23 protein-coding genes are annotated in these 21,371 nt (G+C 70.3%); 9 read left to right on the forward strand and 14 right to left on the reverse strand.

Annotation, left to right across the window (positions count from 1 at the left end):
• Window positions 1-288 precede the first annotated feature (288 nt).
• Window positions 289-942, reverse strand: a complete 654-nt coding sequence (locus ACE3OU_RS09650) for a 5-formyltetrahydrofolate cyclo-ligase (RefSeq protein ID WP_374241346.1) — start codon at window positions 940-942, stop codon at window positions 289-291.
• Between the two features lie 64 nt (window positions 943-1,006).
• On the opposite strand from ACE3OU_RS09650, the gene ACE3OU_RS09655 reads away from it, so the two are divergent.
• From ACE3OU_RS09655 to ACE3OU_RS09670, 4 genes are all read left to right on the forward strand, one after another.
• On the forward strand, window positions 1,007-2,971 hold the full coding sequence (locus tag ACE3OU_RS09655) for a transglycosylase SLT domain-containing protein (RefSeq protein WP_374241347.1): 1,965 nt from the start codon (window positions 1,007-1,009) through the stop codon (window positions 2,969-2,971).
• Window positions 2,972-3,167: 196 nt separating this feature from the next.
• Window positions 3,168-4,121: a complex I NDUFA9 subunit family protein gene (locus tag ACE3OU_RS09660; RefSeq protein WP_374241348.1), complete on the forward strand. Its 954-nt coding sequence runs from the start codon at window positions 3,168-3,170 to the stop codon at window positions 4,119-4,121.
• Entirely contained in the window at window positions 4,118-5,326 is a 1,209-nt protein-coding gene (locus tag ACE3OU_RS09665; protein WP_374241349.1) for a multifunctional CCA addition/repair protein, read from the forward strand. Before ACE3OU_RS09660 ends, ACE3OU_RS09665 begins: the two co-directional genes overlap by 4 nt.
• 100 nt (window positions 5,327-5,426) lie before the next feature.
• Entirely contained in the window at window positions 5,427-7,505 is a 2,079-nt protein-coding gene (locus ACE3OU_RS09670) for a transglycosylase domain-containing protein (RefSeq protein WP_374241350.1), read from the forward strand.
• On the opposite strand, the gene ACE3OU_RS09675 is transcribed toward ACE3OU_RS09670, so the two are convergent.
• The gene (locus tag ACE3OU_RS09675) at window positions 7,470-7,667 is read right to left on the reverse strand and encodes a DUF2905 family protein (protein WP_374241351.1); all 198 of its coding nucleotides are present in this window, start codon (window positions 7,665-7,667) and stop codon (window positions 7,470-7,472) included. The genes ACE3OU_RS09670 and ACE3OU_RS09675 overlap by 36 nt on opposite strands.
• Window positions 7,668-7,837: 170 nt before the next feature.
• On the opposite strand from ACE3OU_RS09675, the gene ACE3OU_RS09680 reads away from it, so the two are divergent.
• Both ACE3OU_RS09680 and ACE3OU_RS09685 read left to right on the forward strand, forming a co-directional pair.
• Window positions 7,838-8,641 carry an alpha/beta hydrolase gene (locus ACE3OU_RS09680; protein ID WP_374241352.1) on the forward strand — a complete coding sequence of 268 codons (804 nt, stop codon included), beginning with the start codon at window positions 7,838-7,840 and terminating at the stop codon, window positions 8,639-8,641.
• Window positions 8,642-8,839: 198 nt separating this feature from the next.
• On the forward strand, window positions 8,840-9,058 hold the full coding sequence (locus ACE3OU_RS09685) for a hypothetical protein (protein WP_374241353.1): 219 nt from the start codon (window positions 8,840-8,842) through the stop codon (window positions 9,056-9,058).
• Between the two features lie 83 nt (window positions 9,059-9,141).
• Here ACE3OU_RS09685 and ACE3OU_RS09690 read toward each other — a convergent pair whose 3' ends face one another.
• Window positions 9,142-10,302 (reverse strand): class I SAM-dependent methyltransferase, encoded by a 1,161-nt coding sequence (locus ACE3OU_RS09690; RefSeq protein ID WP_374241354.1) that lies wholly within the window; start codon window positions 10,300-10,302, stop codon window positions 9,142-9,144.
• 195 nt (window positions 10,303-10,497) lie between these two features.
• Here ACE3OU_RS09690 and ACE3OU_RS09695 point away from each other — a divergent pair, with 195 nt between their 5' ends.
• The 3 genes from ACE3OU_RS09695 (at window position 10,498) to ACE3OU_RS09705 (ending at window position 13,208) form a co-directional block, all read left to right on the forward strand.
• Window positions 10,498-11,247, forward strand: coding sequence for a pteridine reductase (locus ACE3OU_RS09695; protein WP_374241355.1), 750 nt, complete (start codon window positions 10,498-10,500; stop codon window positions 11,245-11,247).
• Between the two features lie 67 nt (window positions 11,248-11,314).
• Entirely contained in the window at window positions 11,315-12,247 is a 933-nt protein-coding gene (gene ttcA, locus ACE3OU_RS09700) for a tRNA 2-thiocytidine(32) synthetase TtcA (RefSeq protein ID WP_374241356.1), read from the forward strand.
• An 88-nt stretch (window positions 12,248-12,335) separates the two neighbouring features.
• A complete protein-coding gene (locus ACE3OU_RS09705; RefSeq protein WP_374241357.1) occupies window positions 12,336-13,208 on the forward strand; it encodes an FHA domain-containing protein in 873 nt (290 codons plus the stop codon).
• Window positions 13,209-13,276: 68 nt separating this feature from the next.
• Here ACE3OU_RS09705 and ACE3OU_RS09710 read toward each other — a convergent pair whose 3' ends face one another.
• From ACE3OU_RS09710 to thiL, 11 genes are all read right to left on the reverse strand, one after another.
• Window positions 13,277-13,558 carry a PsiF family protein gene (locus ACE3OU_RS09710; RefSeq protein ID WP_374241358.1) on the reverse strand — a complete coding sequence of 94 codons (282 nt, stop codon included), beginning with the start codon at window positions 13,556-13,558 and terminating at the stop codon, window positions 13,277-13,279.
• Window positions 13,559-13,672: 114 nt separating this feature from the next.
• Window positions 13,673-14,608 carry an HPr(Ser) kinase/phosphatase gene (gene hprK / locus ACE3OU_RS09715; RefSeq protein WP_374241359.1) on the reverse strand — a complete coding sequence of 312 codons (936 nt, stop codon included), beginning with the start codon at window positions 14,606-14,608 and terminating at the stop codon, window positions 13,673-13,675.
• The gene (gene ptsN, locus ACE3OU_RS09720) at window positions 14,577-15,062 is read right to left on the reverse strand and encodes a PTS IIA-like nitrogen regulatory protein PtsN (RefSeq protein WP_374241360.1); all 486 of its coding nucleotides are present in this window, start codon (window positions 15,060-15,062) and stop codon (window positions 14,577-14,579) included. Before ptsN ends, hprK begins: the two co-directional genes overlap by 32 nt.
• A 159-nt stretch (window positions 15,063-15,221) precedes the next feature.
• Window positions 15,222-15,545, reverse strand: a complete 324-nt coding sequence (hpf, locus tag ACE3OU_RS09725; protein WP_374241361.1) for a ribosome hibernation-promoting factor, HPF/YfiA family — start codon at window positions 15,543-15,545, stop codon at window positions 15,222-15,224.
• Window positions 15,546-15,561: 16 nt separating this feature from the next.
• On the reverse strand, window positions 15,562-17,019 hold the full coding sequence (locus ACE3OU_RS09730; RefSeq protein WP_374241362.1) for an RNA polymerase factor sigma-54: 1,458 nt from the start codon (window positions 17,017-17,019) through the stop codon (window positions 15,562-15,564).
• Window positions 17,020-17,033: 14 nt separating this feature from the next.
• Window positions 17,034-17,756: an LPS export ABC transporter ATP-binding protein gene (gene lptB, locus ACE3OU_RS09735; protein ID WP_374241363.1), complete on the reverse strand. Its 723-nt coding sequence runs from the start codon at window positions 17,754-17,756 to the stop codon at window positions 17,034-17,036.
• Complete coding sequence (recX, locus tag ACE3OU_RS09740; protein ID WP_374241364.1) at window positions 17,743-18,192, reverse strand: recombination regulator RecX; 450 nt, start codon at window positions 18,190-18,192, stop codon at window positions 17,743-17,745. Before recX ends, lptB begins: the two co-directional genes overlap by 14 nt.
• Before the next feature lie 28 nt (window positions 18,193-18,220).
• Window positions 18,221-19,255, reverse strand: coding sequence for a recombinase RecA (recA, locus tag ACE3OU_RS09745; protein WP_374241365.1), 1,035 nt, complete (start codon window positions 19,253-19,255; stop codon window positions 18,221-18,223).
• Window positions 19,256-19,429: 174 nt separating this feature from the next.
• Window positions 19,430-19,921, reverse strand: coding sequence for a CinA family protein (locus ACE3OU_RS09750; protein ID WP_374241366.1), 492 nt, complete (start codon window positions 19,919-19,921; stop codon window positions 19,430-19,432).
• Window positions 19,921-20,400, reverse strand: a complete 480-nt coding sequence (locus tag ACE3OU_RS09755) for a phosphatidylglycerophosphatase A (protein ID WP_374241367.1) — start codon at window positions 20,398-20,400, stop codon at window positions 19,921-19,923. Before ACE3OU_RS09755 ends, ACE3OU_RS09750 begins: the two co-directional genes overlap by 1 nt.
• A gap of 1 nt (window position 20,401) precedes the next feature.
• Window positions 20,402-21,364 (reverse strand): thiamine-phosphate kinase, encoded by a 963-nt coding sequence (gene thiL / locus ACE3OU_RS09760; RefSeq protein WP_374241368.1) that lies wholly within the window; start codon window positions 21,362-21,364, stop codon window positions 20,402-20,404.
• Between the last annotated feature and the right edge of the window lie 7 nt (window positions 21,365-21,371).

Raw genomic sequence — 21,371 nt, forward strand, 5'->3', positions numbered from 1 at the left:
TCTCGGCCCACGGCATGCGGGCTCCCAATACCGCGAGCGGGTGGCGCAGATCGATCATCGCGTCCAGCCGGGCGCGGAAAAAATCCGGGGTGGTCATCGCAAACCTGCGCTCCAAATCTTCCAGAAAATGAATGCGATTGCACTGGAAACTGGAGGATTCGGCAAGGCCTCAGGGGCCATCAGCCCGCGCCGGGACAGGGGCGGGCTGATTGTTCAGGACCGACTATAAAGCTTACTCATTGAAGATGTCGATTTGCATACCGCTTGTCATGAAGGATGCCACAAAATTTACCCTTGAGAGGGGTGAAAGTTCAGTTGCTTGGTAGCGTATCCAGCCCGGCTCCCACTCCCCACAAACACCCCGGCCTCGGTGACGATCCAGTCCATCGGCTGGTCGTGGGGCTGGGGGTGGGTGGACCCGGCGCGGGCCAGTTCGAAGGCCACCCCCACGCAGGTCGGGGTCGGGTCGAGGGCGGCCAGGGTGCGGTCGAAGTAGCCGCCGCCGTAGCCCAGCCGGTAGCCCGCCGCGTCGAACACGTTGAGCGGCACGATCAGCAGCGCCGGCGACACCACCTCGTCGCCTGCCGGGATCGGGATGCCGTGGTGGTCGGTGGCCATCGGCGCGTCCGGCCGCCAGCGCAGGAACGCCATCGGCCGGGCCGGCGTCAGCACCACCGGCAGCGCCGCCTGGCGGGCCGGGTCGGCGGCCAGCCAGCGGCGGGCCCAGGGCCGCAGATCCACCTCGCCGCGCCACGGCCAGCAGAAGGCCAGGCAGCGGGGCGCCAGCCGGGCCATCAGGGTGTCCAGGTGCGCTTCGATGCGCCGGGTGAGGGTCTGGCGATCGGCGTCGGGCAGGGCTTCGCGGGCGGCGATGCGTTCGTTGCGCAGGGCCTTGCGCAATGCCGCAATCGGTGCGTCGGCGGGCGGGGAGGGCGGGGTCACTGTGCTATTCTCCTGCGGCAATCTGGCGGGTATGTGGTGAGCGTGGCAAGCAATGAAGAATAGCGTGTGGGCCGTTCTGGCGGCGTTTTTGTGGATGGCCTCCCCGGCCGGCGGCGACCCCGGCGACGAGCGGATCCTGCTCGCCAGGGACGCCGCGCGCAGCGGCGACCGGGCGCGCCTGGCGTCCCTGGTGCCGCCGACCGGCCATCCCCTCGACCCTTACCCCGAGTACTGGGCCCTGTCGGCCCAGCTCGCCCGCCCGGGCGACATCAACCCGCTGCCCATCCTCGGCTTCCTCGAGCGCGAGCGGGGCAGCTGGCTGGCCGAGCGCCTGCGCGGCGAATGGCTGCGGGCCCTCGGCAAGCGCGGCGAGTGGGACACCCTGGCCGCCGAGTTTGCCGGCATGGAGCAGCCCGAGCAGGACCTCAAGTGCTACCACCTGCAGGCCCGCCTCGGCCTCGGTGACGTCGCGGCCCTCGACGATGCCCGCCCGCTGTGGTTCTCGCTGGTCGACACGCCGGACAGCTGCGTCCCGGTGCTGCAGGCCCTGGTCCGCGAGGCGCGGGTCAGCCCCGACGAGACCTGGACCCGCGTGCGCCGCCTGATGGAGGCCAAGCGCTTCGCCGGCGCCCGCGCGGTGGCGGCCTGGCTGCCGGCCGACCAGCAGCCCGCCGCCGGCGAACTGGAGCGGGTGGCGCAGACCCCGTCCACCTACCTCGACCGCCTGCCGGTGAGCTTTGCCGCCCAGCGCCCGGGCCGTGAGCTGGCGCTGATCGCGCTGGCCCGCCTGTCCCGCGACGATCCGATGGGGGCCTACACCCGCTACCTCGGCCTCAACGAGCGTTTCTCGGCCGCCGAGCGCAGCTACGCCCTCGGCCAGATCGCCTGGCAGGCGGCCACCCGGCTGATGCCCGACGCCAACCCCTGGTTCAAGGCCGCCGGCGACACCCCGATGTCCGACGAGCAGGCCGCCTGGCGGGTTCGCGCCGCGCTGCGGGCCGGCGACTGGCGGGGCGTGAAGGCCGGCGTCGAGGCCATGAACCCCGAGCAGCGCGGTCTGCCCGACTGGACCTACTGGCTCGGCCGGGCCGAGATGGCGCTGGGCAACCGCGACGCCTCGCGCCGGGCCTTCGAGCGCATCGCCGGCCACCCCACCTTCTACAGCATCCTCGCCGACGAGGAGCTCGGGCGCGGCTTTGCGCTGCCCCGCAAGGCCCGCGAGCTCAGCACCGACGAGTTCGAGCAGGTGCGGCGCACCCCCGGCGTGCAGCGCGCGCTGGCCCTGTTCCGCCTCGAATGGCGCACCGAGGGCGCCCGCGAGTGGAACTGGACCCTGCGCAACCGGGACGACCGCTTCCTGATCGGCGCCGCCCAGCTCGCCCAGCAGCTCGGCATCTACGACCGCGCCATCAACGCCGCCGACCGTACCCGCAGCGAGCACGACTACAGCCTGCGCTACCTCGCCCCCTACCGGGAGCGCATCGAGCCCAACGCCCGTAACCAGGCCCTCGACCCGGGCTGGGTGTATGGCCTGATGCGCCAGGAGAGCCGCTTCGTCACCGCCGCCCGCTCCAGCGTCGGCGCCCAGGGGCTGATGCAGATCATGCCCGCCACCGGCCAGTGGGTGGCCGGCAAGCTCGGCATGAAGGGCTACAACATCGGCTGGCTGCGCGACCCCGACACCAACGTGATGCTCGGCACCACCTACATGCGGATGATCCTCGAGGGCCTCGACAACCACCCCGTGCTCGCCTCCGCCGCCTACAACGCCGGCCCCGGCCGCGCCCGCAAGTGGCGGGACGCGCGGCCGCTGGAGGGTGCGATCTACGCCGAGACCATCCCCTTCGGCGAGACCCGCGACTACGTCAAGAAGGTGATGGCCAACTCCATCATCTACACCGCCCTCCTCGACGGAAAGGCGCCTTCGCTGAAGGGGCGCCTCGGGACCATCGCGCCGGGGGCCGGCGGCGACTTCCCCGGCCTCGCTAGCCCCGCGCCGGGGGCCGGCCTGGAGCCCGCCGCCGAGTAAGGGAATTTCTGCCCGCCGGCGGGAGTCCATTGCCTGGAGCCTCCGCCCGCGGGCGGGGCTTGCCGGGGGCGGGCCGTGGGTCCGGGCGCCCGGGCGTCAAAAGCGCATCCACCGGATTTGCAAGCAACGTCAAGCAGCGACGGGGGCCGCCGAAGGGCCGTCTCCAGGTTCCACCCTTTCTCACCGGAGTCCAGTCATGTATCCGCGCAAAGTCCTGATCGTCGGCGGCAGTGGTTTCGTGGGCAGCGCCGTGGCCAGCCGGCTGGCCGCCGCCGGGGTCGCCCTGGTGGTGCCGACCCGCCGCCGCGAGCGTGCCCGCCACCTGCTGCCGCTCCCCACCATCGAGGTCGTCGAGGCCGACGTGTTCGACCCGCCCACCCTCGCGCGCCTGATGGCGGGCGTCGACGCGGTGGTGAGCCTCGTCGGCGTGCTCCATTCGCCCTCCGGCCAGCCCTACGGCCCGGCCTTCGCCCGCGCCCACGTGGAGCTGCCGACCCGTCTGGTGGCCGCCGCCCGCGCGGCCGGGGTGCGACGCATCGTGCACGTGAGCGCCCTCGGCGCCGACGCCAATGGCCCCTCCGAATACCAGCGCTCCAAGGCCGCCGGCGAGGCGGCCATCCGCGCCGGGGCGCCGGACGTGGCATGGACCCTCCTGCGTCCGTCGGTGATCTTCGGGCCCGGCGACAGCTTCCTCAATCTCTTCGCCGGCCTCGTCAGGGCTTTCCCGCTGATGCCCCTGGGCGGTGCCAAGGCCCGCTTCCAGCCGGTGTATGTGGGCGACGTGGCCGAGGTGGTGGCGGAGGCCCTGGCCCGTGCCGACGCCGTCGGGCAGGTCTACGAGATGGCCGGTCCGCGCGTGTATACGCTGCAGCAGCTGGTCGAGTATGTGGGCCGCCTCACCCACTGCCGGCGCCCGGTGATCCCGCTGCCCGAGGGCCTCGCGATGCTCCAGGCGGCGGCCCTCGAATGCCTGCCCGGCCCGCTGATGAGCCGCGACAACGTGCGCTCGATGCGCGCCGACAACGTCGCCACCGGCGCGCCCCAGCCCTGGGGGCGCCAGCCCACGCCCCTCGAGGCGATCGCCCCGACCTACCTCGGCGAGGCCAACAAGCGCGCCCGCCTGGCCGCCAGCATGCTCCGCCGCTCATGAAGATCTACTGCGTGGGCGGCGCGATCCGCGACGAACTCCTCGGACTGCCGGTCAAGGACCGGGACTGGGTCGTCGTCGGGGCGACCCCCGACGAGCTGCTCGCCGAGGGCTACAAACCGGTCGGCAAGGATTTTCCGGTCTTCCTCCACCCGCGGACCCACGAGGAGTACGCGCTGGCCCGCACCGAGCGCAAGACGGCGCCGGGCTATGCCGGCTTCGTCTTCCACACCGACCCGGCGGTCAGCCTCGAGGAAGACCTGGCCCGCCGCGACCTGACCATCAACGCCATCGCCCGCGGCGCCGACGGCGTCCTGGTGGACCCCTACGGCGGGCAGCGCGACCTCGCCGACCGGGTGTTCCGCCACGTCAGTCCGGCCTTCGCCGAAGACCCGGTGCGCATCCTGCGGCTGGCCCGCTTCGCTGCCCGCTTTGCCGGTTTCACGGTGGCCCCCGAGACCCTGGCGCTGATGCGCGGCATGGTCGCCGCAGGCGAGGTGGACGCGCTGGTGCCCGAGCGGGTCTGGCAGGAACTCGCCCGCGGCCTGATGGAGGCCCGCCCGTCGCGGATGATCGAGGTGTTGCGCGACTGCGGCGCCCTGGCCCGGCTGCTGCCCGAGGTGGACCGCCTGTTCGGCGTGCCCCAGCCGGCCCGGCACCATCCGGAGGTGGACACCGGCGCGCACCTGCTGCTGGTGCTCGATGCCGCCGCCGACGCCGGCCTGCCGCTGGCGGGGCGCTTCGCCTGCCTGCTCCACGACCTGGGCAAGGCGTTGAGCCCCGCCCGCAATCTGCCCCACCACTACGGCCACGAGGCCGTCAGCGAGCGGCTGGCGGTGGAGGTGTGCGCCCGCCTCAAGTGCCCCGCCGACTGCCGCGACCTGGCGCTGATGGTGGCCCGCGAGCACGGCAACGTGCATCGCGCCCTCGAACTGCGGGCGATCACCGCGGTGCGCCTCGTCGAGCGCTGCGACGGCCTGCGCCGGCCGGAGCGCTTCGTGGCGATGCTCGACGCCTGTGCCTGCGACCACCGGGGCCGGGCCGGCCTGGGCGAGCGCCCCTACCCGCAGCGGGAGCGGCTGCTGGCCGTGCTGGAGGCCGTGCGCGGCGTGGACGCCGGCGCCATCGCCCGTGGCGTGGCCGACAAGGCGCGCATCCCCGAGGCCATCCACGAGGCCCGCGTGGCGGCGGTCAAAGCGCTGGGCTGAGGTCCGCCGCCCGCAACCTTTCCTGACAAATTTCCGTTGCGGCGGCGGGAGGAATCCCGCCTTGTGCCCGTCATGGGCCGGCATACAATGCGGGCCATCCATGTCCTCGCCCGCTACCGCCTCCTTGCTCGCCTCCCGTCTCCGGCGGATCGCCGTGTTCGCGCTCGTGTTCGTCGTGGAGGCGGCCCGGGCCACCCAGCCGATCCCGGCCTTCGCCGACGTCAAGGCCGCCGCCCGCCCGTCGGTGGCGGTGCTCCTCGCCCGTGACGGTACCCCGCTGGCCGAGCGGCGGATCGACCCTCATGTGCGGCGGCTCGAGTGGGTGGCCCTCAACAGCTTCTCGCCAGCCCTCCGCGAGGCCCTGCTGGCGGCCGAGGACAAGCGCTTCTTCGAGCACTCGGGCGTCGACTGGCGGGCCTTCGTCGGCGCCCTGTGGCACAACCTGTGGTACGACCGCAAGCGCGGCGCCTCGACCCTGTCGATGCAGCTGGCCGGCCTGCTCGACCCGGAGCTCGCCCTCGGCCGCGGCGGCATGCCGCGGCGCTCCCTCGGCCAGAAGTGGGACCAGGCCCTCGCCGCCCAGGCCCTCGAGGCCCGCTGGACCAAGGAGCAGATCCTCGAGGCCTACCTCAACCTGGCGCCCTTCCGGGGCGACCTGCAGGGCGTCCATGCGGCGGCGCGGGCCCTGTTCGGCAAGTCGCCGGCCGAGCTGGGGCGGGCCGAGGCCCTGATCCTGGCGGTGCTGCTGCGCGGCCCCAACGCCCGCCCCGAGCACGTCGCCCAGCGGGCCTGCGTGCTGGCCGAGCGCATCAACGCGCCGGCCGCCTGCGGCCCCGCCCAGCGCCTCGCCCAGGCCAGCCTCGATCGCCAGCGCACCGCGCCGCGCTGGGAGCTCGCGCCCCACGCCGGCCGCCTGCTGCTCGCGTCGCGGCAGCCGGGCGAGCGCCTGCGCAGCACCCTCGACGCCGAACTCCAGCAGGGCCTGGCCGGCGCGCTCAAGCGCCTCGGTGTGGCGGAGGCGGCGGGGGTGCTGGTGGATAACGCCAGCGGCGAGCTGCGGGCCTATGTGGGGGCGCCGGACCCCGCCCGGCCGGACCAGGCCCAGCCGCCGCGCGGCGCCGCCAACCTGCTGCTGCCCCTCGTGTATGGGGTGGCCATCGAGCGGCGCCAGATCACCGCGGCGACCCTGCTCGAGGATTCCCTCGGCAACCACGCGCCGACCCACCCCGACGAGCGCCTGTGGGTCAGCGCCCGCACCGCGCTGGCCGACAGCCTGGCCGATCCGGCCCAGACGGTGACCCGCCTGGTCGGTGAGGCCCTGGCCGAGCGCCTGCGCCTGGCCGACCTCGAGCCGCCCCGCAGCGGCCTGCCGGACCTCAACCTGCTGCAGCTGGCCGGGCTGTACCGCGCCCTCGCCAGCGGCGGCCAGTGGCTCGCCCCGCAGCTGCTGCCGGCGCCGGAGCGTGCGCCGCGGCGCCTGCTGCGGGCCGAGGCCGGCTTCATCGTGGACGACATCCTGGCCCTGCGCGACGCCGACGGCACGCTCCAGCCCTTCCTGTTCCGCCAATCCCTGCTGGACGGCCGCGAGAGCCTGGCGGTGCTTTCCTCGGACCGTTACACGCTTGTCCTGTGGGCGGCGGGCGGCCGCGGCCTGGCCGCCCAGGTGGCGGCGCTGGGGCAGGAGTTCCTGCGCGGGCTGCACCGCACCCAGCCGGCCCAGCGCCTCCACCCGCCGCCGGGGGTGGTGTCGGCGCTGGTGGTGTTCGAGCCGACGGTCGAGAACGCCCGGCGCGAGTGGTTCATCCGCGGCACCGAGACCGAGCGGGTCAGCGTGCCGCGCAACCCGCCGCGCATCCTGTATCCGGTCGGCGGCGGGATCGTCGACGCCACCGGGCTGGCCGGGGACAAGGGCCTGCGGGTGTTCTTCGAGGCGGCGCGGGTGCCGGCCGGCGGCTGGTGGCGCCTCGACGGCGAACGCCTGGGCGCGGCCAACGGACGCGGCGAGGGCGGCAATGGAGGCAATGGCGTCAGCCGACAGCCCTGGCAGCCGGTGGAGGGGCGCCATCTGCTCGAGCTGATGGCGGCGGACGGCACGGTGCTCGACAGCGTGAGCTTTGCGGTGCGGGGCCCCGCTGCGGAGCCCTCAAAGCCAGCGGACCAGCAGCCCCACCAGCAGTGACAGCAGCAGGGTGCTGGTGAGCGGGATGTGGATGTGGCGGCCGAACAGGTCGAAGTGCAGGTCGCCGGGCAGATGGCCGAAGCGCCAGCGCCGCGGCGACAGGCCGGAGCCCAGCCCGGACACCACGGCCAGGATCACGATGGCCAGCAACCACTTCAGCATCAGGCTTCTCCGCGGCTTGTGAGGGGGAATTCAAACGTTTGTTGTGGAGGCCCGGCGTGCGTTTTGCTTTCTTCCGCCGCGCGGGTGCTGTAAGTTCTGCGCCACAACAACATGATACCGCCTCATCACGCCATGATCCCGACCCCTATCCTTCCGCCCGGAGCCCGCGCATGAACCGCGCCCGCTTCGGTGAGCTGGAAGTCCTGTGCCGAACGCCCGCCGGCACCGCGCGCCCGACCCCCCTGCTGTTCGTCCACGGCGCCTACACCGCCGCCTGGTGCTGGGACGAGAACTTCCTGCCATGGTTTGCGGAGCAGGGCTATGCCGCCTACGCGGTCTCCCTGTCCGGCCACGGCGGCAGCCGCGGGCGCGCCTACCTCGACAGCTTCTCGATCGCCGACTACGTGGCCGACGTGGCCGACGTGGTCGCCCAGCTGCCGGCGCCGCCGGTGCTGATCGGCCATTCGATGGGCGGCATGGTGGTGCAGAAGTACCTCGAGAAGCACCGCGCGCCGGCGGCCGTGCTGATGTCGTCGGTGCCGCCCCAGGGGCTGCTCGGCTCGGCCTTCGGGCTGGCCTTCGCCAAGCCGCATCTGCTGGGCGACCTCAACCGCCTGATGGGCGGCGGCCAGCCCCAGATGGAAACCCTGCGCGACGCGATGTTCCACGAGACCATCGAGCTCGAGCGGCTGCGCCGCTACTACCACCTGTGCCAGCCCGAGTCCCACCGGGCGATCTGGGACATGTCCCTGTTCGACCTGCCGTCCCTGTCGAACATCCCGCGGCCGCCGATGCTGGTGCTGGGGGCCGAGCACGACGTGCTCATCCCGCCCGACCAGGTGCGCATGACCGCCCGCAGCTACGGGGTCAGCGCCACCATCCTGCCCGACCTCGGCCACGGGATGATGATGGAGACCGACTGGCGCATCGCCGCCGACCCCATCCTGTACTGGCTGAAGACCCAGGGCTTCTGAGCCTCGCCCCAATCCGCACGCCCCGGTGAACTTTGTCATTGCCGCGGCGCCGGCCTTGATCCATCCTGAAAACACAGGCCAGTTGCCTGGCGGGCGTGCCCCACGGCCCGCGGCGGCGCTGGATTTCCTTCAACCTTCGGGGGCCTGGGCCGTTAAATCAGCAAGGGGGTCTGTGACGACCCCGGAACGGAGGCCGAAATGGTGATCTGGATGGATATGGAAAGTGGTGAGCGCTGCTACGATGAACCGCAGGACGCGATCGGCCCGGCCTATGGCGACGAAGTCCTGAACGCCAATCTGGTGCCGCCCGAGCTGGCCCTGGGCCTTCAGGAAATCCCGCTGTCGGGGCACGCCGAGCACCCTGTTCCGACTGATGTGGACGCTTTCCTGAGCGCGGTGTATCGCTTCCAGGAATAAGCCCGCCGCGGCGGTCCGCAGGACGCCCGAGGGGCCCGCCGGCCGGAAGGTCGGCGGGCCCTTTGTCTCTGCTGTGGGCTGGTTTACAGGGCGTGCAGGCGGTCGCCGCGCAGAAAGCCGATCAGCGGCTGCGAGATGCCGCGGCCGAGGGCGATGACCTTGAACAGCTCGCCCATCTCGTGGGGCCCGGTGAGCCGCTGCAGGGCCTTGGCGGCGCGGATGTAGTCGGCGCCTTCTTCGGGCGCCCGGCGCGCCAGGCATTCGAGCACCCCGCAGTTGAACAGCAGGTTGGCCTGGTCGGTGTAGCCGAGCACGTCCAGGCCGGCGTCGAAGCCGGCCTCGGCGATCGCGGTGAAGTCGACGAAGGCGGTGATGTCGTTGAGCCCCGGCCACAGGAAGGGGTCGCCGTGGGCGTGGTGGCGGAAGTAGCACAGCAGGGTGCCGGTGCTGCGGCTGGGCAGGTAGTACTCGGCCCGCGGGTAGCCGTAGTCCACCAGCAGCATCGCGCCCTGGTCGAGGCGGGCGGCCCACTCGGCCACCCAGGCGCGGCCGGCGAGGTTGAGTTCGCTGACGTATTCGCCCTCCTCGGGCAGCGCCAGCCCGAGGGCTGCGGCAGCCTCGGCGACCTTGCCCGTGGCCGGCTGGTCGGCCCACACGAAGTTGCCCTCGTCGCCCAGGGCGACGCCGCGCTCGAAGATGCCCTCGGGCCGCCAGGCGATCAGGTGCACCGGCATCACGTCGAGCACCTCGTTGGCGACCAGGGCCCCCGAGAAGCGCTCGGGCAGGCCGTCCAGCCAGTGCACCCGGGAGGCCAGGTGCGGCACCTTGGCGGCCAGGGTGTCGAACTGGCGCTCCCGCAGCTCGCCCGACACCTCGAGAATGGCGTAGCGCTCGGGCAGGGCGCCGCGGCGTTCGAGCTCGAGCAGCAGGTCGGCGGCCAGCAGCCCGGTGCCGGCGCCGGCCTCGATCACCTGGGGCGCCGACAGGTCCATGATCTGTTGCACCTGGCTGGCCAGGGCCTGGCCGAACAGCGGGGTGAGCTCCGGCGCGGTGATGAAGTCGCCGCCGGGGCCGAACTTGTGCGCCCCGCCGCTGTAGTAGCCGAGGCCCGGCGTGTAGAGGGCCTCCGCCATGTAGGTGGCGAAGGAGATCCAGCCTCCCTGCGAGTCGATCAGGCTGCGCAGGTGGTCGACGAGATGTCCGCTCTGGGCGAGGGCTTCGGGGGAGGGCTGGGGCAGCTTCATGGTTCGCACCGGCGGGTTAAAACGGGCATTTTACCCGTTGCGGCGCCCCCGCCGGCGCGGCCCTGTACAGGAATGCGGATGTATTATTCCGGGGTGGCCCCGGCAGCGCGGCGGGAGGGCTTCCGGCCGTGAAACTGGGCGATGGGCGTCCCGCACCGTATGATTACGCCTCCCTCCCAGATACCCCATAGAGTCATGAACCAAGAACCGCTGGCCCCTGTGGTCCTCGTCACCGGCGGCGCCCGGCGCGTCGGGGCCGAGATCGTCCGTCAGTTGCATGCGGCAGGGGCGCGGGTGGCGCTGCATTGTCGCCACTCGGTGGCCGAGGCCGGGCAGCTGGCCGACGCCCTGAATGGGCTGCGGCCGGGGTCGGTCGCCGTGTTCCAGGCCGATCTGCTCGATTCGAGCGCCCTGCCGGGGCTCGTGGCAGAGGTAATTGCCCAATTCGGGAAACTCGACGGCCTGGTCAACAACGCCTCGAGTTTCTACCCCACGGCCCTCGGCGAGATCGACGAGGCGGCCTGGACCGACCTGATCGGTTCCAACCTCAAGGCGCCCCTGTTTCTCGTGCAGGCGGCTGCGCCGGCCCTCAAGGCGGCCCGGGGAGCGGTCGTCAACATCGTCGATATCCACGCCGAGCGCCCCCTCGAGGGTTATCCCCTCTACTGTGCCGCGAAGGCCGGATTGCTTGGATTGACGCGGGCCCTGGCCCTCGAGATGGCCCCGGAGGTACGCGTCAATGGCGTCTCGCCGGGGGCCATCGAGTGGCCGGAGGACGGCCAGTTTCCGCCCGAGGCGCGGCAGGCGATCATCGATCACACCCTGCTCGGCCGCATCGGCTCGCCCTCGGACATCGCCCGCACGGTGCGCTTTCTGCTCCTCGATGCGCCCTACATCACGGGGCAGGTCATTCCCGTCGACGGTGGCCGGACGGCGCATTTATAACGTATTTAACATTTATGCTGGTGTAACAGCTTTTTGCATCAGCTTATAATCAACGGACATTAAGAAAATGGATCAAGCAGTGGCGTCTCCCGCAACCTCGCCGATCGAGCCTCCCGAAACCGAGAGCCGGTTCTCCAATTCCTTCCTGCGCCTGCGCAAGCACCTGATGCGCAAGGTGGGGGAGGCGATCGTCGACTACGGCATGATCGAGGACGGCGACGTGGTGATGGTCTGCGTGTCGGGGGGCAAGGATTCGTTCACGCTGCTGAGCCTGCTGCTGGCCCTGCGCGAAAAGGCGCCGATCGACTTCCGCATCGTCGCGATGAACCTCGACCAGAAGCAGCCGGGTTTTCCCGACCACATCCTGCCGGCCTACTTCGAGTCCATCGGGGTCGAATACCGCATCGTCACCGAAGACACCTACAAGATCGTCAAGGACAAGATTCCCGAGGGCAAGACCACCTGCTCCCTGTGCTCGCGCCTGCGCCGCGGCATCATCTACCGCACGGCCAAGGAGATCGGCGCCACCAGGATCGCCCTCGGCCACCACCGCGACGACATGATCGAGACCCTGTTCCTCAACATGTTCTTCGGCGGCAAGATGAAGGCCATGCCGCCCAAGCTCGTCAGCGACGACCGGCAGAACGTGGTGATCCGCCCGCTGGCCTACTGCTCCGAAAAGGACATCGAGCGCTTCGCCCGCGGCATGGAGTACCCGATCATCCCGTGCAACCTCTGCGGCAGCCAGGAAAACGCCCAGCGCAAGCAGATCAAGGCCATGCTGCGCGATTGGGACAGCCGCTTCCCGGGGCGCATCGTGTCGATCGGGACGGCCCTCAAGAACGTCGTGCCGTCCCATCTGGCCGACGGCGAGCTGTTCGATTTCCGCAACGTGTCCCGCACCACCGAGGTGGGGGAGGGCGACATCGTCTTCGATGCGCCCGACCTGCCCGCCGGCGCCGACGCCGCGGCCATCCCGATCGGAATCTGGAGACCCTGATCGCCATGGCCGTCATTCCTTCTTCTTTCAACCTCCCGCGCCGCCTTGTGGCGTGGTCGCCTTCAGGGCTCCTACGGATTCCGTAACGATGAACGAGCGCGCTTCGAACCGCTGTCTGTTGTATGCCGATGTCGCCGGCGGTGTGCGCCTGGCCGTCAAGTTTGGCGAGGCCGAGGCGGGCTACGCCGTCGAGCGCTGCATGAACCGCATGTCCCGCTGTGCCGAAGCCTATTCCGGGAGCGATCTCGACCTGCGCCCGGAGGTCCTCGTGGCGGGCTTCCCCGACGCCGACTCGGCCCTGCTGGCGGCCCGCGAGATGCGCGAGCGGGTGCGCGCCCTGCCGCCGATGAGCGGGATCAAGCTGGTCCTGCGCGCCGCGGTGGTCCTCGAATCCGAAGGTGACGGCGAGCGCAGCGTGGCCGAGAAGCTGGCGGCCCGGCTGGTCGAGGCCAGCAACCCCGACTCCATCACGGTATCCGACAGGCTCGGCCGCATCCTCTCGCCGGCCATGCGCCGGATGCTGGGCAAGGGCGACGAAGCGGCCCCGGTGCCGCCCGCGCCCGCCGTCGAGCCGGCCGAGGCCCCGCAGGCGCAGCCGGCGGCGCCGGTCGAGCCGCGCCCGGAGCCCGCGCCGCCCCAGAAGCAGATGCGGGTGAGCTTCCGCGGCCAGAGCTGGATCATCGATGCGGCCCATCCGACCCTCCTGTTCGGGCGTGAGACGGGCAACGACATCGTCGTCTCCGACCCCCGCGTGTCACGCCAGCACGCCCGCATCGAGCTGCGCAACGGCGCCTTCTACCTGGCGGATTCGAGCACCAACGGCACCTACGTGCTCGAAGAGGGCAGCCCCGAGCACTGCGTGAAGCGGGACGAGATGACCCTCGCCGAAAAAGGCCACATCGGCTGCGGCTTCTCGGTGGCCGACAACATGTCGGACGCGGTGGCCTTCGCCCTCGACTGAGGGGCTGGGGAGCGTCAACGACAAAAGGGCCCGCAAGGGCCCTTTTGCATGGGTGTGCCGGGGGGGCTTCAGCCCTTCAGGCACTCGCTCATGAACTTCTTGCGGTCGTCGCCCTTCAGGGCCTTGTCGCCGGCCTCCTTGTTGCAGGCCTTCATCTTCTCCTGCTGGGCGGTGCCCTTGTTGGCCGACAGGCACGACTTCATGTGGGCCTTCCGCTCGTCGCCCTTCAGCTCGCCGGCGGAGGCGTTGCATTCCTTCATCTTGTTCTGCTGGGAGCCTGCCGCGAGGGCCGCGGGCGCCAGACTGGCAGCAAACACGGAAACAGCGACGCTCAGGATCACTTTCTTCATCTGGCTACTCCTTGAATGGACGGTTTTGGGGGACTGCATCTGGATGATAAACGCCGGGTCGGCCAATCCGTTGACCCAGGCCGGAACAAGCCGCCGTGCACCACGGCGCGGGCCTCAGTGCCCGCCTTCCTCGATCGCGCGGCGCTGGCGGTCGACGAACTCCTGGGTGGAGTCGATCCCGCGCAGCAGCAGGATGGTGGAGCGCACGGCGGCCTCAAGGAGCACCGCCACGTTGCGCCCGGCCGCGACCGGCAGCACGACCCGGCGCACCGGGACGCCGAGGATGGTCTGCTGCTCGCTGTCGAGGGACAGGCGGAGTGGGTCTTCCTGGCCGGGCTGGCGCCGCTGGAGGTGCACCACCAGCTTGAGCTTCATCTTGCGCCGGCAGGCCGTCTCGCCAAAGATGGTGCGGATGTTGAGGATGCCGAGGCCACGCACTTCCATGACGTCCTGCAGCAGCGGGGGGCAGCGCCCTTCGAGCACCGAGGGGGCGATGCGCGAGAACTCGACCACGTCGTCGGCCACCAGGCCGTGGCCGCGGGAGAGGAGTTCGAGGGCGAGCTCGGACTTGCCGGCGCCGGAGTCGCCGGTGATGAACACCCCCAGCCCCAGCACGTCCATCAGCACCCCGTGCAGGGCGGCCCGCTCGGCGAGCTGGCGCGACAGGTAGCTGCGCAGGTGGTCGATGACGTTGGCGGACGGCAGCGGGCTGGCGAACAGCGCGATGTCGTCGTTGGCGCACAGGGTGCGCATCATGCTCGGGATGTCCTCGTCGTCGGCGACGATGATCGCCGGCGGCCCGTAGGAGAGGATCTCGCGGACGTGGTGGATCACCTTCTCGCGGGTCTGCCGGCGGGCCCAGGAGAGCTCCGACGAGCCGAGGATCTGCAGGCGGTCGGGGTGGATCAGGTTGAGGTGGCCGACCATGTCGGCCGGCCAGATGCGGTCTTCGGAGACCGCGATGCGGGTCTTGAGGCTGCCGCAGATGTGCCGCAGCCTCAGGCGTTCGAGATTGTCGTCAAACAGCCGCGCTACCGTCGTCTGACGCATGGCTTCCCCATTCGGCGAACAGGCGATGGACGGACAGGCTGTCGGGGGCGCTCATCAGCTGCTCGCGGAAGTCGCGGTCGCTGAACATCTGGGCGAGTTCGGACAGGAGCTGGAGGTGGTGTTCGTTGGCCTGCTCGGGTACCAGCAGCACGAACAGCATCGAGACGGGGCGGCCGTCGGGGGCGTCGAAGGGGACGGGTTCGGCGAGGCGGATGAAGGCGCCCAGCGCGTCCTTGAGGCCCTTGATGCGCCCGTGGGGGATCGCGATGCCCTGGCCCAGCCCGGTGGAGCCCAGCTTTTCGCGGGCGAACAGGCTGTCGAAGACGGTGCTGCGACCGATTCCGTGGTTGTTCTCGAACAGCAGGCCCGCTTGCTCGAAGGCGCGCTTCTTGCTGCTCGCCTCGAGGCCGACGACCACGTTGGCGGGCGGCAGGAGTTTGGCGATGAGGTTCATGGGTGGACTCGCCTGCTCGGTAGGTGCCGGAGCGGGTTTCCGGTGAGGAACGCTGCGTGGAAGATCCGGGGTGGGAGCCACCGGGGCCGTTGTGTCAGTTGGGGCGCATTATAGCCACAACGGTCCCGGGGATTGCCAGGGTATTACAGCCGTTGTCGATCAGGATTCGGCAACGTGGTTCTTGAGGGAGTCATGACCGTGGTCGGCCGCCTTGGACTTGTACTTCAGGACCTGACGGTCGAGCTTGTCGGCGAGGGCGTCGATGGCCGCGTAGAGGTCGGAATCTTCGCTCTCGACGTGGATGTCCTTGCCGCGGACATGAACAGTGACTTCAGCCTTCTGACGCAGCTTCTCCACCGAGAGGATCACGCCGACGCTGGTGACGTTGTCGAAATGCCGGATCACGCGGTCGAGTTTGCTGGTGATGTAGTCGCGGATGGCCGGAGTGACTTCGACGTGATGCCCCGTGATGTTGAGGTTCATGATTCTTACCTTTCTGTCAGATGGTTTTGCGCAGACTGACCGGCGGGATATCGAGGGACTCGCGGTACTTTGCGATCGTCCGGCGAGCGACGACGATGCCCTGCTGGCCCAACAACTCGGCAATCTTGGCGTCGGACAAGGGTTTCTTCTTGTCTTCCGCTCCCACGAACTGGCGAATCAGCGCCCGAATCGCTGTCGAGGAGGCGGCTCCACCGGTGTCGGTGGCAACGTGACTGCCGAAAAAATACTTGAATTCGAAAATGCCCCTCGGCGTGGCCATGTACTTTTGGGTGGTCACCCGTGAGACGGTGGATTCGTGTAGATCCAGCTGTTCGGCGATTTCCCGCAGGGTAAGCGGACGCATTGCCACATCGCCATAATCGAAGAACTGGCGCTGGCGGTCAACGATCGCTTGCGAAACGCGCTGGATGGTGTCGAAACGCTGCTGCACGTTCTTGATCAGCCAGCGGGCTTCCTGGAGGTGGCTCGACAGGGAACCGCTGGCGCCGCGGTTGTCGCGCAGGATCTGGGCGTACAGGCTGTTGATGCGCAGGCGCGGCATGGCGTCGGGGTTGAGGCTGACGACCCAGGTGCTGCGGACCTTGCGCACGACCACGTCGGGCACCACGTAGCGGGTGTCGGAGGCGGCGAACTGGGCGCCGGGACGCGGGTTGAGCCCGAGGATCAGCAGGTGGGCCTCGCGCAGGGCCTCGTCGGTGCAGCGCAGGGCGCGCTTAAGCTTGAGGAAGTCCCGCGCGGCCAGCAGCTCGAGGTGCTCGGCGACGAGGGCCAGGGCGAGGTCGCGGACCGCGTCGGCGGGCAGCGCGCGCAGCTGCAGCGCCAGGCATTCGCTGACGTCGGTGGCGCCGATGCCGGCCGGGTCGAGGCTCTGGATGTGGCGCAGGGCGATCTTGAGGTCGTCGGTTTCGACCTCGAGCTCGGGCGGCAGCAGGGGCAGGAGGTCGTCGAGGGACTGGCTGAGGTAGCCGTCGTCGTCGAGGGCCTCGATCATGAAGCGGCACAGGGCCCGGTCGCGGTCGGAGAGGGGCGTCAGGGCGATCTGGGCGTCGAGGTGGTCGCGCAGGGTCGGGACGGCGGCCTGGAACTCCTGGAAGTCGGTCTCATCGTCGTCGTCCCGCGGGCCGCTGGCGCTGCCCTGCCATTCGCCCGCCTCGCCGTCGCCTTCGAAGTCGCGTTCGGCCCCGCGGTCGCGGTCGGCGTCGCGGGCCTGCTCCTGCTCACGCTCCTGGGCGGCCTCGCTGCCGGCCGGCGCCAGCGGGCCGGGGGCTTCGACGCGGCTCGACCCCAGCTGGCTCTCCGGCTCGTCGCGTTCGAGCATGGGGTTTTCGAGAAGGACCTTCTCGATTTCCTGGTTGAGCTCGATGGTGGACAGCTGGAGCAGCTTGATCGACTGCTGCAGCTGCGGCGTCAGCGCGAGATGCTGGGAGAGTTTGAGCTGGAGACTGGGCTTCATGATGCGATGATGCCTCAGAGCCGGAAGTGCTCACCGAGGTAAACCTGACGGACCTGTTCATTCCGGACGATCTCGTCGGGTCGGCCGCTGGCCAGCACCTCGCCGGCGTTGATGATGAACGCGCGGTCGCAGATGCCGAGGGTCTCACGCACGTTGTGGTCGGTGATCAGCACGCCGATCCCCTTTTCCTTGAGGAAGCGGATGATCTTCTGGATGTCGATCACGGCGATCGGGTCGACGCCGGCGAAGGGCTCGTCGAGGAGGATCAGGCGCGGGTCGCTGGCCAGGGCGCGGGCGATCTCGCAGCGGCGGCGTTCGCCGCCCGACAGGGAGATCGCGGTGTTGTCGCGGAGGTGCTCGATGCCCAGCTCGCCGAGCAGGGTCTCGAGGCGCTCGTCGATCTGGGCCTTGGAGAGGTCCTGCAGCTCGAGCACGGCCTGGATGTTCTCGGCCACCGTGAGCTTGCGGAAGACGCTCATCTCCTGGGGCAGGTAGGAGAGGCCGAGGCGGGCGCGCTGGTGGATGGGGCGGTGGGTCAGCACCTGGTCATCGAGGGTGATCTCGCCGCCGTCGGCGGTCACCAGGCCCACGATCATGTAGAAGCAGGTGGTCTTGCCCGCGCCGTTGGGGCCGAGCAGGCCGACGACCTCGCCGCTGCCCACGTCGAAGGAGACGTCGTGGACGACGGTGCGGGCCTTGTATTTCTTTTGCAGGTTGCTGACTTTAAGCAGGCTCATCGCCGGGGTGCCCTTTGAGGACGCTACGGATTATTTCGGAAGAAAAGCCCCGGCCTTGAAGAAAACGTGCCTGTCGCGCCCATTCGCGGGCGTCCTGGGGGGGCTCGGCGAACTTGCGCCGGTGGATGTCGCGGGCGCGGTCGAGTTCGCCGCTGCTGCAGTTGTCTTCGAGGCTGGCGGCGATCAGCTCGGCGCTCACGCCCTTGCGCCCGAGCTCGAGGCGCAGCCGCGCGGCGCCGAATCGGGCGGCCTTGGCGCGCACGTAGGCATCGGCGAAGCGGGCGTCGGAGAGCAGGCCGAGCTCGGTCAGGCGGTCGAGCTCGGCATTGACCTCGTCGGCGTCGCCCAGGCTGCCGAGCTTGCGGGCCAGCTCGGCGCGGGAGTGTTCCCGCAGGGCGAGGCAGCGCAGGGCGCGTTCGTGGAGGCTGGCGGCCATGGGCGGCGGGACGGAGGCCGGGGTGGCGTCAGGCGGCCGCTGCCGGCGCCGCCGGTGCGATCGGCGCCATCTCGGGCAGGCCCACGGCGACGCGGATCTTGTTCTCGATCTCGCGGGCGATGTGCGGGTTGGCCTTCAGGAACTCGCGGGCGTTGTCCTTGCCCTGGCCGATCTTCTCGCCGTTGTAGGCGTACCAGGCGCCGGACTTGTCGATGAACTTGTGCTGCACGCCCAGATCGATGATCTCGCCTTCGCGGGAGGTGCCCTCGCCGTACAGGATGTCGAAGAGGGTCTCGCGGAACGGCGGCGCGACCTTGTTCTTGACGACCTTGACCTTGGTCTCGGAGCCGATCACCTCGTCGTTCTTCTTGATGGTGCCGACGCGACGGATGTCCATGCGCACCGAGGCGTAGAACTTGAGGGCGTTGCCGCCGGTGGTGGTCTCGGGGCTGCCGAACATCACGCCGATCTTCATGCGGATCTGGTTGATGAAGATCACCAGGGTGTTGGTGCGCTTGATGTTGGCGGTGAGCTTGCGCAGCGCCTGGGACATCAGGCGGGCCTGCAGGCCGGGCAGCTGGTCGCCCATCTCGCCTTCGATTTCGGCCTTCGGGGTGAGCGCCGCCACCGAGTCGATGACGACCACGTCGACGCCGCCGGAGCGCACCAGCATGTCGGCGATCTCGAGGGCCTGTTCGCCGGTGTCGGGCTGGGAGATCAGCAGGTCGCCGATGTTGACGCCGAGCTTCTGGGCGTAGGTGACGTCGAGGGCGTGCTCGGCGTCGATGAAGGCCGCGGTGCCGCCGAGCTTCTGCATTTCAGCGACGACCTGCAGGGTGAGGGTGGTCTTGCCGGAGGATTCGGGGCCGTAGATCTCGACCACCCGGCCGCGGGGCAGGCCGCCGATGCCGAGGGCGATGTCGAGCCCCAGCGAGCCCGTGGAGACGGTCTGGATGTCGCTTTCGACCTCGCCGTCGCCGAGACGCATGATCGAGCCCTTGCCGAACTGCTTTTCGATCTGGGAAAGCGCGGCGGCGAGGGCCTTGGCCTTGTTGTCGTCCATGGGTCGTGATCCTTGAAGAAAGGTTGTGGTGATTATGGCACAGAGTTTGCGTGCGGGTGGATGCGCAGCTGGGGGTTGTGGCGCGCAGGCGCCCGGTGCTGCGTGAGCTGTTATTTTATACAGCTTCCGGGCAGAGTCCAGCCCAATCGCCAGTGGCCTGAATCGTCAGGGATTTTACTGAAAGCGGCGGAGGAGTTCGGTGAGCGCGAAGACCACTGCCTGGCGGCGCACGGCGGCCCGGTCGCCGTCGAAGCGACAGGTGGCGGTCTGGGGCGCCTCGCCGTGGCGGGCCCAGCCGAAACACACGGTGCCCACGGGCTTGGCGGGCGAGCCGCCGCCGGGGCCGGCGATGCCGGAGATCGACAGCGTGACCTCGGCTTCGGAGCGTTCGAGGCAGCCCAGGGCCATCTCGGCGACGGTGGCCTCGCTGACGGCGCCGTGGCGGGCGAGGGTCATCGGCGAGACGCCCAGCAGGGCGCACTTGGCGTCGTTGGAGTAGGTGACGAAGCCGCAGTCGAACCAGCCAGAGCTGCCGGCGGTGGCGGTGACGACTTCGGCGACCCAGCCGCCGGTGCACGATTCGGCCGTGGCGAGGCGCCAGCCGCGGGCGGCCAGGTGCTCGCCGACCAGTCGGGAGAGGGTGTCGAGTTGGGGGTCGAGGTGCATCAGCCGATGAGTCGCAGGAGGAGGGCCAGCGCCAGCAGGGTGTAGCCGGCGGCCAGGATGTCGTCGAGCATCACCCCGAAGCCGCCGCGGGTGTGTTCATCGACCCAGCGGATGGGGGCGGGCTTGACGATGTCGAAGAAACGGAACAGCGCGAAGGCCGCGGCCTGCCAGGCCAGGGTGGCGGGGGTGAGCCACAGGACCAGCCAGATCGCGACGATCTCGTCCCATACGATGGCGCCGTGGTCGGCGACACCCAGGCTGCGCCCGGTGCGTTCGCAGGCGATGACGCCGAACAGGAAGCAGGCCACCAGCAGCGCGCCGAACAGCGGGTCGGACAGCGGCGCCTTGACGAAGGGGAAGAGCAGCCAGCCGGCCAGCGTGCCGGCGGTGCCCGGGCCCTTGGGCCACAGGCCGGAGCCGAAGCCGAGGGCGACGAAATGGGCCGGGTCGGCCAGCAGGAAGCGCCGGTCGGGTTTCATGTCAGCGCCCGAAGTGGTCGTAGCCGTTGGCGGCCAGCGGGCGCAGCTGCCCGTCGTGGTCGCGCAGGCGGAGCCCCTGCTCGGCCGGGGTGATGGAGCCGATGCGGTGCAGGGGCAGATGGAGCCGTTCGGCCAGGGCGCCGACTTCGGCGCGCCGGGCGACGGGGGCGGTGAACAGCAGTTCGTAGTCGTCGCCGCCGGCGGTGCAGGCGCGGAAGGCCAGCGCGGCGTCGCCGCAGGCGGCCTCGAGTGGGGCGAGGGGCAGGGCGCCTGCGCTGATCACCGCGCCGACGGCGGATTGTTCGAGGATGTGGCCGAGGTCGCCGAGCAGGCCGTCGGAGACGTCGAGCAGGCTGCTGGCGAGGCCGCGCAGGGCGAGGCCGAGGGCGACCCGGGGTTGGGGCCGGTGCAGGGCGGCGAGGCAGTCGGCCCGGTCGGCGCCGGCCAGGGTGGCTTCTCCGCGCAGCTGGGCCAGGCCGAGGGCGGCGCGGCCGGGGGCGCCGGAGATCCACAGGTCGTCACCGGGCCGGGCACCGGCGCGGGTGATGGCCTGGCCGACGGGCACCTCGCCGAAGATGGTCGGGCACAGGTTGAGGGGGCCGCGGGTGGTGTCGCCGCCGATCACGTCGATGCCGAAGGCTTCGCTGCAGGCGAAGAAGCCCCGGGCGAAGGCGGCGATCCACGCCTCGTCGGCGGCCGGCAGGCTGGCGGCGAGGACGACCCAGCGGGGCGCCGCGCCCATCGCGGCGAGGTCGGAGACATTGACCGCGAGGGTCTTCCAGCCCAGGTCTTCAGGGTCGGTGTCGGCGAAGAAATGGGTGCCGGCCACCAGCATGTCGGTGGAGATGGCCAGCTGCATGCCGGCCGAGGGGCGGATCAGCGCCGCGTCGTCGCCCACCGCCAGGTCGGTGTGGCGGGCGGGACGCGTGAAGTGCCTGCGGATCAGCGCGAACTCGGAGGGCATGGCGCGC

The sequence above is a fragment of the Zoogloea sp. genome (assembly GCF_041908905.1).
Taxonomy (GTDB): domain Bacteria; phylum Pseudomonadota; class Gammaproteobacteria; order Burkholderiales; family Rhodocyclaceae; genus Zoogloea.

Bases quoted from the DNA above. Each gene is read 5' to 3' on its own strand.
- ACE3OU_RS09660 (WP_374241348.1), top strand. From the start codon at position 3,168: ATGTATCCGCGCAAAGTCCTGATCGTCGGCGGCAGTGGTTTCGTGGGC.
- ACE3OU_RS09665 (WP_374241349.1), top strand. From the start codon at position 4,118: ATGAAGATCTACTGCGTGGGCGGCGCGATCCGCGACGAACTCCTCGGA.
- ACE3OU_RS09670 (WP_374241350.1), top strand. From the start codon at position 5,427: ATGTCCTCGCCCGCTACCGCCTCCTTGCTCGCCTCCCGTCTCCGGCGG.
- ACE3OU_RS09675 (WP_374241351.1), bottom strand. From the start codon at position 7,667: ATGCTGAAGTGGTTGCTGGCCATCGTGATCCTGGCCGTGGTGTCCGGG.
- ACE3OU_RS09680 (WP_374241352.1), top strand. From the start codon at position 7,838: ATGAACCGCGCCCGCTTCGGTGAGCTGGAAGTCCTGTGCCGAACGCCC.
- ACE3OU_RS09685 (WP_374241353.1), top strand. From the start codon at position 8,840: ATGGTGATCTGGATGGATATGGAAAGTGGTGAGCGCTGCTACGATGAA.
- ACE3OU_RS09690 (WP_374241354.1), bottom strand. From the start codon at position 10,302: ATGAAGCTGCCCCAGCCCTCCCCCGAAGCCCTCGCCCAGAGCGGACAT.
- ACE3OU_RS09695 (WP_374241355.1), top strand. From the start codon at position 10,498: ATGAACCAAGAACCGCTGGCCCCTGTGGTCCTCGTCACCGGCGGCGCC.
- ttcA (WP_374241356.1), top strand. From the start codon at position 11,315: ATGGATCAAGCAGTGGCGTCTCCCGCAACCTCGCCGATCGAGCCTCCC.
- ACE3OU_RS09705 (WP_374241357.1), top strand. From the start codon at position 12,336: ATGAACGAGCGCGCTTCGAACCGCTGTCTGTTGTATGCCGATGTCGCC.
- ACE3OU_RS09710 (WP_374241358.1), bottom strand. From the start codon at position 13,558: ATGAAGAAAGTGATCCTGAGCGTCGCTGTTTCCGTGTTTGCTGCCAGT.
- hprK (WP_374241359.1), bottom strand. From the start codon at position 14,608: ATGCGTCAGACGACGGTAGCGCGGCTGTTTGACGACAATCTCGAACGC.
- ptsN (WP_374241360.1), bottom strand. From the start codon at position 15,062: ATGAACCTCATCGCCAAACTCCTGCCGCCCGCCAACGTGGTCGTCGGC.
- hpf (WP_374241361.1), bottom strand. From the start codon at position 15,545: ATGAACCTCAACATCACGGGGCATCACGTCGAAGTCACTCCGGCCATC.
- ACE3OU_RS09730 (WP_374241362.1), bottom strand. From the start codon at position 17,019: ATGAAGCCCAGTCTCCAGCTCAAACTCTCCCAGCATCTCGCGCTGACG.
- lptB (WP_374241363.1), bottom strand. From the start codon at position 17,756: ATGAGCCTGCTTAAAGTCAGCAACCTGCAAAAGAAATACAAGGCCCGC.
- recX (WP_374241364.1), bottom strand. From the start codon at position 18,192: ATGGCCGCCAGCCTCCACGAACGCGCCCTGCGCTGCCTCGCCCTGCGG.
- recA (WP_374241365.1), bottom strand. From the start codon at position 19,255: ATGGACGACAACAAGGCCAAGGCCCTCGCCGCCGCGCTTTCCCAGATC.
- ACE3OU_RS09750 (WP_374241366.1), bottom strand. From the start codon at position 19,921: ATGCACCTCGACCCCCAACTCGACACCCTCTCCCGACTGGTCGGCGAG.
- ACE3OU_RS09755 (WP_374241367.1), bottom strand. From the start codon at position 20,400: ATGAAACCCGACCGGCGCTTCCTGCTGGCCGACCCGGCCCATTTCGTC.
- thiL (WP_374241368.1), bottom strand. From the start codon at position 21,364: ATGCCCTCCGAGTTCGCGCTGATCCGCAGGCACTTCACGCGTCCCGCC.